Origin of the sequence: Shewanella sp. MEBiC00475, assembly GCF_005234075.1 — a bacterium.
In the GTDB taxonomy this organism is placed as follows: domain Bacteria; phylum Pseudomonadota; class Gammaproteobacteria; order Enterobacterales; family Shewanellaceae; genus Shewanella; species Shewanella polaris.
Window position 1 is genome coordinate 3101467 of sequence record NZ_CP039928.1, and the last position, 15652, is coordinate 3117118.

Annotated in this window: 20 protein-coding genes and 1 pseudogene; all 21 read left to right on the forward strand. The window is 43.3% G+C overall.

Translation table 11 applies throughout. The features are described 5' to 3' along the window. The first annotated feature begins 377 nt into the window (after positions 1-377). The 21 genes and pseudogenes from FCN25_RS13930 to FCN25_RS14020 all read left to right on the forward strand — a co-directional run bounded on the left by FCN25_RS13930 (position 378) and on the right by FCN25_RS14020 (position 15631). The gene (locus FCN25_RS13930; protein ID WP_137225759.1) at positions 378-1178 is read left to right on the forward strand and encodes a DUF3800 domain-containing protein; all 801 of its coding nucleotides are present in this window, start codon (positions 378-380) and stop codon (positions 1176-1178) included. A gap of 406 nt (positions 1179-1584) precedes the next feature. After that, a complete protein-coding gene (locus FCN25_RS13935; RefSeq protein ID WP_137225761.1) occupies positions 1585-2154 on the forward strand; it encodes a hypothetical protein in 570 nt (189 codons plus the stop codon). A gap of 170 nt (positions 2155-2324) precedes the next feature. Next, the gene (locus FCN25_RS13940) at positions 2325-2909 is read left to right on the forward strand and encodes a hypothetical protein (protein ID WP_137225763.1); all 585 of its coding nucleotides are present in this window, start codon (positions 2325-2327) and stop codon (positions 2907-2909) included. A gap of 397 nt (positions 2910-3306) precedes the next feature. Continuing rightward, entirely contained in the window at positions 3307-3741 is a 435-nt protein-coding gene (locus tag FCN25_RS13945) for a hypothetical protein (protein WP_137225765.1), read from the forward strand. A 122-nt stretch (positions 3742-3863) separates the two neighbouring features. Further along, positions 3864-4601 (forward strand): hypothetical protein, encoded by a 738-nt coding sequence (locus tag FCN25_RS13950; RefSeq protein WP_217495312.1) that lies wholly within the window; start codon positions 3864-3866, stop codon positions 4599-4601. A gap of 397 nt (positions 4602-4998) precedes the next feature. Further along, positions 4999-5334: a DUF4406 domain-containing protein gene (locus FCN25_RS13955; RefSeq protein ID WP_137225767.1), complete on the forward strand. Its 336-nt coding sequence runs from the start codon at positions 4999-5001 to the stop codon at positions 5332-5334. A gap of 261 nt (positions 5335-5595) precedes the next feature. Further along, complete coding sequence (locus FCN25_RS13960; protein ID WP_137225769.1) at positions 5596-6063, forward strand: lysozyme; 468 nt, start codon at positions 5596-5598, stop codon at positions 6061-6063. Then, positions 6063-6500 carry a hypothetical protein gene (locus FCN25_RS13965; RefSeq protein WP_137225771.1) on the forward strand — a complete coding sequence of 146 codons (438 nt, stop codon included), beginning with the start codon at positions 6063-6065 and terminating at the stop codon, positions 6498-6500. Before FCN25_RS13960 ends, FCN25_RS13965 begins: the two co-directional genes overlap by 1 nt. Next, complete coding sequence (locus FCN25_RS20950; RefSeq protein WP_217495313.1) at positions 6421-6654, forward strand: hypothetical protein; 234 nt, start codon at positions 6421-6423, stop codon at positions 6652-6654. Before FCN25_RS13965 ends, FCN25_RS20950 begins: the two co-directional genes overlap by 80 nt. Continuing rightward, the gene (locus FCN25_RS13970; RefSeq protein ID WP_254693647.1) at positions 6638-6922 is read left to right on the forward strand and encodes an HP1 family phage holin; all 285 of its coding nucleotides are present in this window, start codon (positions 6638-6640) and stop codon (positions 6920-6922) included. Before FCN25_RS20950 ends, FCN25_RS13970 begins: the two co-directional genes overlap by 17 nt. Before the next feature lie 3 nt (positions 6923-6925). Beyond that, a complete protein-coding gene (locus FCN25_RS13975) occupies positions 6926-7459 on the forward strand; it encodes a terminase small subunit (RefSeq protein WP_137225775.1) in 534 nt (177 codons plus the stop codon). Further along, positions 7434-9416: a phage terminase large subunit family protein gene (locus FCN25_RS13980; RefSeq protein WP_137225777.1), complete on the forward strand. Its 1983-nt coding sequence runs from the start codon at positions 7434-7436 to the stop codon at positions 9414-9416. The genes FCN25_RS13975 and FCN25_RS13980 overlap by 26 nt, the downstream gene beginning before the upstream one ends. Continuing rightward, the gene (locus FCN25_RS13985) at positions 9416-9619 is read left to right on the forward strand and encodes a hypothetical protein (RefSeq protein ID WP_011637143.1); all 204 of its coding nucleotides are present in this window, start codon (positions 9416-9418) and stop codon (positions 9617-9619) included. Before FCN25_RS13980 ends, FCN25_RS13985 begins: the two co-directional genes overlap by 1 nt. A 77-nt stretch (positions 9620-9696) precedes the next feature. Continuing rightward, positions 9697-11192 (forward strand): annotated as a pseudogene (locus FCN25_RS13990) (phage portal protein). Next, a complete protein-coding gene (locus FCN25_RS21185; protein ID WP_254693648.1) occupies positions 11107-11988 on the forward strand; it encodes a head maturation protease, ClpP-related in 882 nt (293 codons plus the stop codon). Before FCN25_RS13990 ends, FCN25_RS21185 begins: the two are co-directional and overlap by 86 nt. A 59-nt stretch (positions 11989-12047) precedes the next feature. Continuing rightward, the gene (locus tag FCN25_RS21190) at positions 12048-13172 is read left to right on the forward strand and encodes a ClpP-like prohead protease/major capsid protein fusion protein (protein WP_368074073.1); all 1125 of its coding nucleotides are present in this window, start codon (positions 12048-12050) and stop codon (positions 13170-13172) included. A gap of 100 nt (positions 13173-13272) precedes the next feature. Then, positions 13273-13593, forward strand: a complete 321-nt coding sequence (locus FCN25_RS14000; protein ID WP_137225779.1) for a DUF2190 family protein — start codon at positions 13273-13275, stop codon at positions 13591-13593. Then, positions 13586-13891, forward strand: a complete 306-nt coding sequence (locus FCN25_RS14005) for a hypothetical protein (protein ID WP_137225781.1) — start codon at positions 13586-13588, stop codon at positions 13889-13891. The genes FCN25_RS14000 and FCN25_RS14005 overlap by 8 nt, the downstream gene beginning before the upstream one ends. Before the next feature lie 9 nt (positions 13892-13900). Next, a complete protein-coding gene (locus tag FCN25_RS14010) occupies positions 13901-14464 on the forward strand; it encodes a hypothetical protein (RefSeq protein ID WP_137225783.1) in 564 nt (187 codons plus the stop codon). 25 nt (positions 14465-14489) lie between these two features. Then, positions 14490-14915 carry a hypothetical protein gene (locus FCN25_RS14015; RefSeq protein WP_137225785.1) on the forward strand — a complete coding sequence of 142 codons (426 nt, stop codon included), beginning with the start codon at positions 14490-14492 and terminating at the stop codon, positions 14913-14915. Then, positions 14912-15631: a hypothetical protein gene (locus FCN25_RS14020; protein ID WP_137225787.1), complete on the forward strand. Its 720-nt coding sequence runs from the start codon at positions 14912-14914 to the stop codon at positions 15629-15631. Before FCN25_RS14015 ends, FCN25_RS14020 begins: the two co-directional genes overlap by 4 nt. Positions 15632-15652: the final 21 nt, after the last annotated feature.

The following is a 15652-nucleotide window of genomic DNA, read 5'->3' on the forward strand; positions in this document are numbered from 1 at the left end:
GCTCACTGCTAAAGCTATTGAAGCTAAAGTCGCCATGCAAGGCAATTAAACGGAAAATTACAGTTGTTTTTTTGTTCTTCAAGCATTTTAGCCAAGAGCTGACTCAATCGAGTGTATTAACCTCATTTAATCCGCTAGACTTAAAAAGATATGATGGAACACCATAATGACAAAGGATTTTCAATGAAATACGTACAAATCAAGCCATATTCCCAGTTCAAAACTGCTCTACAGCTCAGAGCCAGCATCAAAAAAAGCAAATTCCTATAGCATGCAGCATGCCAATTAATATGGACTAGGCATCGGCCAAGTCCAACAAGCGATTTGTACCATGCAAACAGCGCAACGCATAAATACTAAAATGTTAGGGGGATGTCATGTACATCGCAATCGACGATACATATGGCCCAACAATTTCAACAGATTCTGAATATGTAACTGGCAATAGAAGAACAAATGTTGGTATTGCTTTCCCAGATGAAGATGTTTCTTTCATACGTGAGCAGATTACGAGTTGCCTTGAGTGGATTAAGAGTGAATTCTCTATAGAACCAGAAGAATTTCATTTTGTAGAAATTTATAATAGAAAAAGCCCATGGGATAAATTACCCGAACATGCAAACTTAGCTATCTTTGATTTTTTTGCTGATATTTACATCGAGTACAACTGGAAAGTGTTCATTCAAATGATAGATAATAAAACCCTTAAAGATCATGGTGTTGAAAAAATAAAAGGTAAAATAAATCAATTTAACCTTGAGAAACCATCCGATCTTTCACTTTTATGGGTATTAATTAAAATTAAAAATTTTTATTCAAATACTTCAGAGGATTTAAATATCTTCATTGACGAAGGTTTAGGAAAGCCAAACTCTTCTGTTGGAACAGAAATATTCCATGATTATCCAAATGAATACAAAGGTGAATTTCAATCATCTCATAAAGAGCCCCTATTACAATTAGCTGACTTTTTGGCATTTATAATCAATAGGTCAACACATCTTTATATGAAAAAAAGTAGAACAGATATAGATGAGCGGTTTTTAGAGATGTTTAGTAGTATGAATATAAATTGTGAAGATTTAATAAAAACTAATGTAACTGGTGAGTTATCAGACTTTACTGTAGCAGATTTCGATAAAATTCATGAAAATGACAGGAAAAGAAAGGGGATGTAATCCCCTAACCAGATATTAAACGAGGGCAAAAAACAGTTTGCTGTTTTCGTTCCTCAACATTTTAGAAAACAATTTTTTGCCTGTTAATTAGGCGTTGAACTTCGTCGCAGTGCGGAGTCAAATACTGACTCAATTGAGTGTATTAACCTCATTGAATCCGTTAGACTTAAAAAAGATGTGATGGAACACCACAATGACAAGGGAATTGCAATTGAACACATACAAATCAAGCCTCATAATCAATTAAACATTGTTTAGTAGCGCATAGCCAGCATCAAAAAAAGCAAATTCCTATAGCATAATGTGTACCCATTAACCTGGACTCGGCATCAGCTGAGTCCCACAAGCGGTTTGTGTCATGCAAACAGTGCAACGCATAAATGCTAAAACGTTAAGTGGAGTGAGTATGAAATCAGCTTTAGCATATGAAAAAATGTGGGAATTTCAAAAGCTAATGCTTGAGGATATTGCGACATCTAAAAACAAAGCGATTGAAGACCCATCGCAATTCTCCTTAAGAACAAATATAAGAACTAGTTCAGCTTATATAGAAGGAACCATTTATCAACTGAGGTTAGTTTGTACCGCTGCTTCTGAAGATGTTCCTCAGTTCTTTTCAGAGTCAGAAATCCTCTTATTGAAAGAAAAATCAGTATCTTTAGACTCAAAAGGTAAAGTAAAAGAAAAGGATTCATTTCAAAAGCCAATAGCTAGTGTACTATTTTTGTTTGCATTATTTTCTCGTATCCATAATATCGTATTTGAACCAAACTTAAGTGATCATAAATGGGATAGTTTTCAAAAGTTTTTCAAAGTCAGAAACGATTTAATGCATCCTAAAAATCTTCTCGATTTTGAAATTGATGGAAAGAAAAATAAGATTTGTGTAGAGGCAGTCGTTTGGTTTAATGAAAACTTAAAAGCTCTTTATAGAGAGTGTGAAAAAGCAGACTTAGCTGCGAAGGCTTCCACCTAAAACGGCGTTGAGATTGTAGAATAAGTAATTCAGCCAAAACTGCTAATATTTTGTGCTCTTGTATCGCGCGGTAGACGATTAACGATATAGGTAACGCATTTAGTACTCCTGTTTTATGGAGTTATTTATAATAAACGAGTTATTCTACAAGCTCGTTAGGTGAACAGAGTATGGCGAAGCAAAATAAAACTATTCAGCTCAATCAGGGATTGCATCAATTAGCAATTGCACAGGCTAGATCTTTGGCCAATCAAGCTGATGATGCTAAAATGAAAATGGGAGAGAATCATCAATTACATGATGTTCTTACTTTTCTGGTACTTACAGGCCTTTCCATGGAGTTATACTTTAAAGCTATTATGCTTGCTGGTCGAGGTGGGGAAGTTTCTAAAGGTCATGAGTTATCAAAGCTCTATAACGAATTTCCTGATTTTTTAAAAACATCCTTAAACCAGATTTATGCTAAAGATGTAAAAGCTATATCGCTCCCTATTAAAGTAATAGCTATTGCACAACGTGCCGAAAAACCAAACACCCCTGAACAAAATGGGCTTAGTAAAAATTTCGAGAGCTTTGATTCAGCTATTGATAGTGTTTCTAATAGTTTTACTCGCGCAAGATACTTCTTTGAAGAAGTGAGCCATGATTATACTTATATAGAATTCCCTGCAGGGCAAATTAGTGCTCTGATTTTAGCACTAGATCAAACCTATGATCGTTATTTACAAGGTTATTTTGTCGGTAGTCAGGCTTAACCTAACAAGACTCAAACGGCACTAAACAGTTGGCTAGCGCTCATTCCTCGCATTTTTAGCCAACTATTTCGCGCAGCTTAGTAAGGCGTTGAACTAAGCCACTGCGCGGAGCCAAATGATGCTTCAATCGAGTATATAAATCTCATTGAATCAGCTAGACTTAAAAAGATGTGATGGAACACCATAATGACAAGGGAATTTCAATGAAATACGTACAAATCAAGCTTTATTGCCAGTTTAAAACTGCTCTGCAGCCCATAGTCAGCATCAAAAAAAGCAAATTCCTATAGCGTAACATGTACCCATTAACCTGGACTCGGCTAAGTCCAACAAGCGATTTATGCCATGCAAACAGCGTAACGCACAAATACTAAAACGTTAGGTATTTAGGAGAGTTATGGCACGTCTTGATACTCGTTTAGAAGCTGAGGGAGCTGAGTTTTTAGCTTTAGGTCAGCTTTTATTAAATAAAATCGCAAGCTACAAAACTTACACCAATATGCCTGGTTATGATTTGGTCGCAACAAATCCAGAATCAAATAAATCAGCAATGTTGCAAGTAAAAAGTCGTTGGCGTACTGGTGCAAACGGTTTTCCAATCAAAAACTTTGATTGTGATTTTGTTGTAGTGGTTTTATTAAATCGCGGCTCTAAAGATGGTAAAAAAGAAATGCTGCCGCCTAAATATTATGTTTTTCCTGTTGCCATCATTCAGAATGCACCAAGAAGTGCTGATTGGGGTAAGGTAAACTTAAAAACAATCTCTGATTTGGCAAGTTATGAAGATCGCTGGGATTTAGTAGCGGAGTTTTTGTGCATAAAAAATCCATAAAAGGCACTAAAACAGGACAAATAACAGTTGGTTTTTGCTCCTTCGTCGCTTATTTTAACCAATGATTATTTGCCTCTTAGTGGGGTTAAATTTCTATCAAATATAAAAACTAGAGGTTAGGTTTGAGTCAAGCATCTAAGAAGTTTATTCTTAATCCAATGGGTATTAATGAAACACTTGCAAGAGGAGCGAGGAAGAGACTTCAAAGGGAATGTGTTGAAAATATCAACAGCATAAATATTGTTGGAAATGGTGGTGATAAAAATCTACAAAAAAAGTGTAAAAGACTTTTTAAAGATGGAACTGTGTCAGGTTTTTATATTGGTGAGAAAAACTTATTTGCGATGTTAGTCATGTTTGACGAAAGGGACGAAATGTTTGGTGGTGCATATATTGCTCGGATTGATGGAAAGTTATCACTCTATTATAGCGATATTAGATTTTCGAAACATTCTATCGAACGTTTAATTCAAAGACTAAAAACCAAATCACCAAGAATAGAAGTTGCAAAAGCGATTCATGCCCAAACAAAATTTGCATTTTCTAGGGAACAGCAAATAGTAATTAATAATCATGAAAAATGGAGAACTCCTGGACTCAATGATATTGATATTGCTATTCCATATAAGGAAAATGAGAAGTTATTAGGTATGTGGTTTCTCGCATCTACTAGTAATATAAGCTGTGATTTTGTCGGAAAGTGTGTTGCGACAACTTTTGTAGATAGTGAAAAATTAAGAGAACCGCAATATGCTAAGTGCATGGAGTTATTACATGCACAAAATGAGGCAATTTTGATGAATAAGAAAATGCCAAATCAAGACCTTCTCAACCGAAATTTAACGCCACATTCCACGTGACGCCTACGGCGTACCTGAATGTGGCGCTAATCTCAACCCACTATAGTTCGCATAATCTGATTCAGCATGCTAAATCCTAGTCGGTAAACTTTTTTGTCCATCAATAAGTTTGCCGATTGCTTGTGCACCATTTCTATTTGCAGCAAATCACTTAACCGATAACTTTAAAATCAAATTTAAAAATTATCGGTTTTACATATCATACAAATTCAATTCGACCAACGCCATATGTGGCGTAAAACACGCCATATATGGCGTATTTCTACCCCTGAAAACAGGTACAGTTTATATAAGCTTGATACCACTGCGTAACTGGCTTTGCTTCCTCTCTCGTTATATCCCCGCCGTTGGGCTCCTGTATTGGAGCCCATTTTTTTGCATGTTATTTGGTGAACACATGATCCGTAAAAAGGTGTATATCGCTGGGCCAATGTCTGGTTTGCCAGATTGTAATCGGCACGCATTTAACTTGGCTGCGCAAGTGCAAAAGTCGTTAACGCACATTGTGATTAACCCAGCCTCTTTGCCTGCGGGTTTGTCTGAACCTGAATACATGCATATTGGATTAACCATGTTGATGTGTGCTGACATGATTTATCTGTTGGATGGTTGGGAGCAATCACTCGGGGCAAGGGCAGAGCATGCATTAGCGCAAAAACTTGGCTTACACATTGTTTACCAGGAGGGCATTGATCATGAAATAGCGTTAATTGGATTGAGTGGTCTGGGGTAATAAATGCCCAACCCACTCAATATTTAAGCTATTGTCAATCAGGTGTAGACCGATAATGAGTCTTCACCTTAACCTTTTGCTTATTAATCTGTTTTGTATATTCATGCACATACACTTTCTTTTTACCGCTGTTCGTTTTAGCCATTTTTAACCTCGCGTCAATAATGTAATAGATATCAAACTGGTCAGACCAGATGGCCAATATAACATTTAAATTTTGTTATGCCAACTTCAAGCTATTTGGCTTTCTATGGAAACACGATGAATATCAAATCCCGACTCTTGGTGCTGGGTTTTACTGGTGCCATTCTTACTGGTGGTGTATTGGTCGCTACTGGTGAGGGTGAAATACTGCATACCTATGTTGACCCCGCAGGGATTGAAACGGCTTGCTTTGGACAAACTGGCCACAACATTAAACTTGGTATGGTGTTCACTAACCAGCAGTGCCTAGACATGCTGGCAACCAGCCTTAAAACCTTTGACCGTGAATTGGTTAAACTCACTCCACCATTAAGCGAGGGTGAACACATTGCTTACCTGAGTTTTATCTACAATGTCGGGGCCGAGGCTTTTGGGGCTTCTACGCTTCGTAAAAAGTTGTGGGCGGGTGATCGCGTTGGTGCATGTAATGAGTTGACTCGATGGATTTACGCCAAGAAAAAAAAGTTACCTGGCTTAATTAAACGCCGCTCAAATGAGCGGCGTTATTGTTTGAGGGACTTGTAATGTTTAACGACTTTAAAACCACAGTGCTGTTATGTGCAGTGCTTGTTATGGCGACGGTGATTGCTGTTGGGGCGTTAGGCATTACCTCACTTAAAGCTAAAAACGGCACATTAAGCCATGACTTGCTGCAATCGCAAGTTAGCGTTGATGCGTTACTGAGCAGCAACGACAACCAAGCCGAACGGATTAACACGCTTGAGCGTGATTACCGCATTATCACCGAGCTAAACGCCTCGCACCGCAAGCAAGTAGCCGATCTCCAATCGACGTTAGATTACAAACTAGAACGTGCTAATCAGCTAAGGACATCAAACCATGAGCCAACTAAAACATGGGCTAATACTGATTTGCCTACTGATGCTTTGCAGCTGCTCAAGCAAACCGATTGTAAAAGTGGTGACCCAAACCCAAACGGTGTATGTGTTGCCACCCCCTGATTGGTTAGTGCAATGCAGTACCCCTGATTTTGTTGGTACCACCAATTTTGATTTACTTAAACACTCACTTACTCAAACTAATGCGCTAGCAACTTGTAATGCAAACATGCTGCGCCTACAAAAATGGCGGCAGCAATATGAGCATAACGACTGACCTAAGTGCAAAACTTACATCGTTATTGTCTTACATAGCCTCGTTTTTTACCGCTGCAGGCAGTTATGTGAACGATATGGATATTGGTGTTTTAGTCGGAGTATTGTGTGCCATTGCTACTGCACTGGTTAACTGGTTTTATCAGGCCCGTAAGAGACAGGGTGAAAAACACATACAAACGTTGCAAGCACAATTACTCGCCAAACAATTGCAGCATATTGAACAAGAACGATGTAGCCATGTGTTAGACGATATTCACAAGGACTAGCTAATGGCACGTATTCAAACACCCGACGCCGAGCCAGTGCTACTGAACAAAACCGACCTGTGCAAAAGTTTGGGCATTAGTACCCAGGCGTTCGATAAATGGGATGTGCCGATACACAGCAAAAAAGGCCGTGAGTGCTTGTACACCATGAGCGACGTGGTGGGTAATCGGGTGGCTAATGAGCGTAAAAAACATGTAAGCAATCCAACGCCCGAAGATAACGATAAACCCAATATCGAGTTTGAGCGTTACCGCTTAATCAAAGCGCAAGCCTACGGCCAAGAGCTTAAAAACGAAAAAGACGGCAAAGAAGTGGTTGAGGTGACCTTTTGCTCATTTGTGCTTAGCCGTATCGCTGCGCAAATATCGCCGGTGCTGGACCAAATACACATTCGTGTAAAACGTAAATTCCCCGACATGCCCGAACGAACCATAGACGCTATTCGCGCTGAAGTGATTAAAAGCCAAAACACCGCCGCAGAACTGGCCAACGGCATTGAGGATTTATTAGATGAATATATCAGAAGCACAGATTAAAAATTTGAAAGCTGCTGTCGCTGCTGGCCTTAAATCGTTTTATCGTCCACCTATGTTGACCTGTAGTGAATACGCAGACACGCATTTTTATATGTCGTCTGAATCGTCTTACACCGAAGGTAAATGGGAAAGCTTACCGTTTCAAATCGGTATATTAAATGCCATGGGTAACGACCAAATCACCACGCTGAACATTATGAAGTCTGCGCGTGTGGGTTACACCAAAATGCTGATGGCCAATGCGGGTTACAAGATAGAACACAAAAAACGTAACGTGTTGATATACCAGCCGCGTGACGGTGCTGCCAAAACGTTCATGAAAAAGCACGTTGAAACGGCAATACGTGACATGCCGATTTGGAAAGCGCTAGCGCCTTGGATTGGTCGCAAGCACAAAGACAGTACCTTAGAAGATAAAATTTTTACTAACGGTAAAACCTTAATGGTGCGTGGTGGTACCGCCGCGGCTAACTACCGTGAAATATCAACCGATGACGTTATTTACGATGAGTTAGCCGGTTTTGATGAGTCAATCGAACACGAAGGTAATGCGACATCGTTAGGTGACACCCGTGTTGAACTGTCGTTGTTTCCTAAATCGATACGGGGTTCAACGCCTAAAGTATTAGGTACCTGCCAAATTGAAAAAGCCTGTAGCGAAAGCCAGTACCAATTTAGATTCAACTTGCCTTGCCCACATTGCGATGAGCTGCAGCATTTAAAGTGGGGCGGTAAAACTGAACCCTTTGGTATTAAGTGGCAAGGTAGCGACCCCAAAACAGCCTATTACGTTTGCGAACACTGCGGTTGCTGCATTGAAAACAATCAACTGCACGACATGGAAGAACACCCAAGCGCGTTATGGATATGCGACAAAACGGGGGTGTACACCTCAGACTTTATTTCGTTTTTTGATAAAGACGGCGACGACTTTTTAACCCCCGAAAATATCTCGATTTATATCTGGTCGGCCTATAACACCCTTAACAGTTGGGCCAAGCTAGTTACCGAATTTTACAAAGCTAAAGGCGATAAAGAAAAGCTACAAACCTTTGTTAACACCAAATTGGGCCAGCCATGGGACAACGACAACGGCGAACGCATTGAGTGGGAAGACTTAGGCCGCAGGCGTGAAATGTACCCCAACGGTAAAATGCCCGATTGGGTTGTGTATGTCACCGCGGGTGTGGATACCCAAGACGACCGATACGAAGGCCGTGTTTGGGGTTGGGGCGCAGGTAAAGAGTGCGCCTTAATCGATAGGTTTATTTTGTATGGCTACCCAGCAAGCCAAGTGCTACTCGATAAAGTCGCGCTGCGCTTAAACCAAAGTTACCCGCGTAACGACGGCATTGTGTTGAGCATTGGCACAACGTGTTGGGATTCGGGCGGCCATTACTCCGATACCGTTTACTCGATGAGTAAAAAGCTCGGTTTGTTCCGCGTGGTACCCATTAAAGGCGCCAATATGTACGGCAAGCCGATTGCCAATTTCCCGCGTAAGCGAAGTAACAAAGGTGTGTATTTAACCGAGGTGGGTACCGACAACGCCAAAGAGTTGATCATGGCTATGATGCGCACCCAACCCAGTGTTGATACGCGTACACCTGGTGCAATTCATTTGCCACTGAACGACAGCATTTGTGATGACACCGAACTGCAACAGTTAACGTCTGAACGAAAATTGCCGACACGCCGCGACGGTCGCATTGTTTATCGCTGGGAAGCCGGCGGCAGACGTAACGAAGCACTCGACTGTTTTGTGTATGCCTTGGCTGCGCTGTATATCGCTATTGACAGGTTTGGTATTAATCTCGACTCGCTCAGTAAAGTGATAACAACCGACACTCAAAACGAAGTATCAACCGATGAATCCCCCAAACCTAAAAAACCGAAAAAGAGCCAAGCCAATAACTGGCTAAATGGTGGTTCGGTTAAATCAGGAGGCTGGCTGTAATGTCAAAGCAAGAAGCGGCAGACATGGTCGCACTGTATATCGAAGCCGAAAAAGATGTACTGGCGGGTAAGTCTGTCAGCATCAACGGCAAGATGATGAGTACAGAAGACCTGGAACAAATTCGCAAAGGCCGCATGGAGTGGCAGCGCACCTTAAGCATGTACACCCGCCCGCGGGGCACCACACTCGCCCGATTTAACTAGGAATCAATATGAGCATTATTAACGATGCACTTTCGTATTTATCCCCTGGCTGGGCGCTAAAACGACAGGCGGCTGCAATGAGTTATCGCAACCTTAAAGGTTACGAAGCTGCCAGCCCAAGCCGAACCCACAAAGCCAACAAAGAGGGCCGCGGTGCCAACCAAGCGGTATTTGCAGCAGGTAAAAGCTTGCGTGAACAGGCGCGTTGGTTAGACGAAAACCACGACCTCAGTATTGGCATTTTAGACCGAATGGAAGAGCGGGTTATTGGCGCTCAGGGCATTGTGGTTGAGCCACAGCCCCGCAGTATTAGTGGTGAAATACTCGACGAACTGGCCAATGATATTCAGCGTCGTTTTGCTGCATGGTCATTAAAGCCTGATGTAACAGGGCGCTACACACGGCCAGAGCTTGAACGCTTAGTGTTACGTACCGCATTGCGCGACGGTGAAGTATTCGGCCATCAAGTGCGTGGCAAGGTGACTAAGTTTGGTCACCCAAACCCGCAAGGCACGCAATACAGTATTGAAGCGTTAGAGCCTGATTACATTCCGTTTGAACTTAACGATGTATCAACCCGCGTTCGCCAAGGATTAGAGGTTAATGGTTGGGGCAGGTGGTTAATTACCATGTGTTGTTTGATCACCCGTCTGACCAAATTGGCTTTCGCTTTAAGACTAAAATGGTACCCGCCAGTAACATGCTGCACCTTGGCATGTTTAAGCGTTTGCACCAGCTGCGCGGTATCAGTATTTTTCACGGCATTTTAACTCGCCTTGGCGACATTAAAGACTATGAAGAATCTGAACGGGTAGCCGCTCGTATTGCTGCAGCGTTAGCGTTTTATATCAAACGCGGTGACGCCAGTATGTTCGGCCTAGATGGTGATGCCAAAGCTGACCGTGAAATAAACATTGCACCAGGCATGACCTTTGATGATCTCGCTGTTGGTGAAGACGTCGGCATGATTGAGTCAAATCGCCCCAACGTGCATTTAGTCGATTTTCGTAATGGTCAGTTAAAAGCCTGTGCCGCGGGTACCCGTGGCAGTTACTCGAGCATTGCCCGTGATTACCAAGGCAGCTACTCAAGCCAACGCCAAGAGCTGGTTGAGCAAGATGAGTCGAACCGCATTATGCAGCAATGGTTTTGTGCCGGTTGGGCGCGGCCTGCGTTTCGTAACTGGTTGGAAATGGAGTTAATGAACAAGCAAGACCCTATAACCCTACCGCCAGACCTAGACACCCGCACCTTGTTTGATGCGGTGTATTACGGTCCAACCATGCCATGGATTGACCCCCGCAAAGAATCCCAAGGTTGGGAAATGATGATAGCCGGTAATGCCGCAACCGAGGCTGACTGGGCGCGAGCCCGTGGCCGTAACCCAAGCGAAGTTAAACGCCAACGTCAACGTGAGCTGAAGTTTAACCGCGAAAACGACATGGTTACGGGTAACGACCCAGAGCCACAAAACGGAGAAACCCCAAGTGAAAAAGACTCAAATGCATCTGGCGGTAGCCGCCGCAATGCTGCTCGCACCACAAGCAAGCCTGACCCTGACACCGACCAATAAGCCCGATAAAAGCTGGTACAGCTTAAAGGCGCAAAACGGTAATGCCGAGTTAATGATTTATGACGAAATTGGCGGCTGGGGCATTAGTGCTCGTCAGTTCGCCAGTGACTTACAAGCATTAGGCAAAATAGGCACGTTAACGGCACGCATTCATTCACCTGGTGGTGATGTGTTTGAAGGCATGGCGATTTACAACATGATCAAAGGTCACCCAGCGCACAAGGTTTGCCATATTGACGGCCTTGCTGCATCAATGGCCAGTGTGATTGCCATGGCTTTTGATGAAGTCATCATGCCAGAAAACGCCATGATGATGGTGCACAAACCATGGGGCGGCACATTAGGCTCTGCAGACGACATGCGCAAATATGCTGACTTACTCGATAAAGTCGAAGGTAACTTAGTTGGCGCGTATCAACAAAAAACAGGTTTGCCAGAAGATGAGCTACATACACTTTTGGCGGCTGAAACATGGCTAACTGGCCGCGAAGCGGTTGAAAAAGGTTTCGCCAACACCCTCACTGAACCGCTGCAAATGGCGGCTTCGCTTAACTCAAAAAGACTCAAGGACTTTACTAATATGCCTGAAGCTCTAAAAAACCTGTTTGCACCACAGGGTAATGTACCTGGTGCAACTAATACGCCTGCGCCAGCAGCCATTAATACACCAGCCCCAGACGCTTCGGTACCTGCTCCCGCGGCACCGTCGCAAGCTGATATTCAAGCTGCGGCTAAGGCAATGAACAAGGCGCGTATCGACGGTATTAACGCTGCATTTAGCTTCTTCCCCTACTAGCGGAGTTAAAAAACAGCTGTATTGCCAATGATGATATTGACGCAGATAAAGCCAAAGATATGATTTTGGCTAAGTTGGGTGAAAACACCACGCCGTGTGCTGTGTTGCCTCGCACGACGATTCACTCGAGCAACGGTAACATCGTTGGCGACTCAATTCGTGCTCAGCTATTAACTCGTGCAGGTCACGCAGAGCGTGAGGCATCAAATGCTTATGCTAGTTATAACTTGCGCGATCTTGCCCGTGCCTCATTAACGGATCGTGGTATTGGGGTGTCTGGCATGAACCCTTTGCAAATGGTGGGGTTAGCGTTTACTCATTCATCATCTGACTTTGGCAACATCTTGTTAGATATCGCTAATAAGTCAGTATTGATGGGCTGGGAAACAGCCGAAGAAACCTTTGAGCGCTGGACTAAAAAAGGCCAGTTAGGTGATTTTAAGATTGCCCAGCGTGTAGGGCTAGGTGACTTCAACAGCTTGCGTCAAGTGCGTGAAGGTGCTGAATACAAGTACGTGACAGTTGGTGATCATGCACAACAAATTGCATTAGCAACCTATGGCGAACTGTTCTCTATTACTCGCCAAGCGATTATCAATGATGATATGAGCATGCTAACTGACATTCCAATGAAAATGGGCTTTGCAGCTAAAGGCACAATTGGTGATTTGGTTTATGCGGTTCTTACGCAAAACCCAAAAATGGCAGACGGAAAAGCCTTGTTCCATGCCGACCACGGTAACTTAGGTTCTGGTGCGCCAAGCGTAGCGGCACTTGATGCTAACCGCATGTTAATGCGTAAGCAAAAATCGGGTAATCGTAGTTTAAATATTCGTCCTGAATTTGTGTTGTGCCCTGTAGGGCTAGAAACCACAATGAATCAGATCATCAAGTCTAGTTCGGTTAAAGGCGCCGATGTTAATGCGGGTATTGCTAACCCTATCCAAAACTTTGCTGAAGTGATTGCTGAGCCTCGTTTAGATGATAACAGCGATAAACAATGGTTCCTTGGCGCTGGTAAAGGGCGCGACACTATTGAAGTGGCTTACCTTGACGGTATCGACACACCTTACATTGAACAGCAACAAGGTTTCACTATTGATGGTGTCGCAACCAAAGTACGTATCGATGCAGGTGTTGCACCGCTTGATCACCGTGGCTTGGTTAAATCAACGGGTGTGTAACCAGCTATTTTATACAAATCAAAAAGGCCGCAGCCATTTAGCTAGCGGCCTTTTTAATGTCCGGCTTTTAATAATCCGCAATGCTTATCGGGAATGAATTATGAAAAATTGTGTATCAGATGGTAATACCATCGACTTTATCGCCACGGCAGCAGTTGCCAGTGGTGCGCCAGTGTTATTTGGTAAAGTGGTTGCCGTGTCGCTTGGCAATGTTGCTATTGATGAAGTGGGTGTGGGTGCAACTGCAGGCGTGTATGAATTGCCTAAAGTGACCGCTGACGATATCGGCCAAGGTGTGCAAGTTTACCTTAAGTCAGACGGTATGATCACCATCACAGCATCGGGTAATACTGCAGCGGGTAAAGCATGGGCAGCAGCTGCTAACCCAAGCGATACAGTATGGGTAAAAGTTAATGCCTAGTATTAACGAACGCATAGCGGCCAAGCTTGCGCGTGCGTTCACTAAACTGGCACAGCCGTGCCAGTTTACCCCTTCATCGGGTCAAGCCCCATTTAGTCGAAGTGTTCATCTGCCGCCAACCGAAATAGATCGCAGTAATGAATACATACAAGAACCGATAGCCCTCGCTGAGTTTTTGCAGCAAGAAGGCGCGGTAATGGCTGATGATGTGTTTGAGTTAAATGGTAAGCAACATCGGTTAACTCAACTGCATACGCGGGATGAATTAACGGTGAGCTTTATTTATATAGAGCTTTAAGGAAACTGCATGGCCATACGCAGTACTGGCTTTGATGCGGTAGAACGCGAGCTTAAACGCATGCGAGCTGCGCAATCACCTACCATTGCTAAAGCCATAGATGATGCGGCCAAGTTTGGTAATCAGTTGGCTGTAGATGGTGTATTCAACAAATATGGCTTCAATTCTAGGTCGTATGTTGAGCAACATCTTGGCTACAGCATAAATCCTAAAACCTTAACCGGAACGATTTATGGTCGCTATCGACCTTCAACACTAAACAGATATGCCACCCCAAGATATAGAACAGGAAAACGTGGGCAGCAAGTTGCGAACGGTCACACAATCAGGACCATTCGTAATGAACCTAAATGGTTTCGCAGCACGTTTCAGTTTCTTGGTAAAAATGGCAATCAAGTTATGTATATGAGGTTGAAAGGTGAAACATGGCGAACATTTAAGGAAGCCAAAAAAGCAGGAGTCGAAGCTAAGTACGGCCCTTCAGTGGCAGGCAGCTTTGGGTATATGCGTGACGATTTAGAACCACCCATTATCGCCCATCTGCGTAAAAAATATGGCCAATACGCTAAGTAGTTACATTCCTGTTTAGAGGTTCCCCATGATCCAAACCTTAATAGACCGACTCAAATTGGTTGGCGGAGCGACTGTGCGCGAAGGCTTTTATGCCCAAGGGCTGGCAAAAGAACAACAGTTTATTTTTTTGCAGCCTTACACCGATTTGTTCGGTGCTAAAAATGGCATAAACCAATTCCGCGACGACTTAACTTTACAAGTGGTTGCGGGCATTGACCTCAGTAAATCAACTAACCCCACCGCAGAGCTAATCAATTTAGTTCGCAACATTCGCAGCGCATTCTTTAAAGACGAACGTAATACCGAAAAACCGTCATGGCTACCCAAAGTTATTACGTTTAAAGAGTCCGAGGCTTGTAAATACATTATGCCCGAAGCCCATGAAAAACATGGATTAGCGGTCATCACTTTAACCTTAATTCATACAGTACCATTCGGAGAACAACTATGAGCGAGACAGTAGTAGAGAGCTACATCGGTTCGGGCATCGTGTATGTCAACGGCCGCGATGTGGGTAACGCCAGCGGCGTGAATATCTCAATCGAGCAAGAAACCAAAGAGCAACCGAACTATCGCGGTGGTGGCGGTAACGCTGCTGAAATTACCGTGGTTAAATCGGTTAACTTATCGATGACACTTAACGACTTTAGCAATGCCAACTTAGCGTTAGCACTGCGCGGTAAAATCGATGTGTTAACGGCAGAGTCTGTAACAGCAGAAGTCGTTACTGTCGTGTTAGACGGTTTAGCTGACACAGCAAAAATGATTGATACCGAGATTGCGGCCGTGGTTACCGACAGTACAGGTACCACAACTTACGATGTGAACACCGATTACATTGTCAGTGCTGCGGGTATTCGCGCATTAAGCACAGGTGCTATCACGGCAGCTGAATCACTTAAAGTCACTTACACCAGTAAAGCCGGTAATGCGTTGCAAGCACTGGTTGAGTCTGGCGAAGAAGTGAAGGTAGTCGTTGACGGTATTAACGATGTAACCGGCAAGCCAAGCGTGCTTAAGTTTTACCGTTGGAAGCCTACCCCAACATCGGGCCTCGACTTAATTGGCGACGACTTCGGGTCATTCGACATCGAAGGCGGCGTTCTTGCCGACAGCACTATTGTTGCCGCGGGTAAGTCTAAGTTCTTTGTGCGTAGCGCAGCATAAAACGTTTTACCTCAACAACCC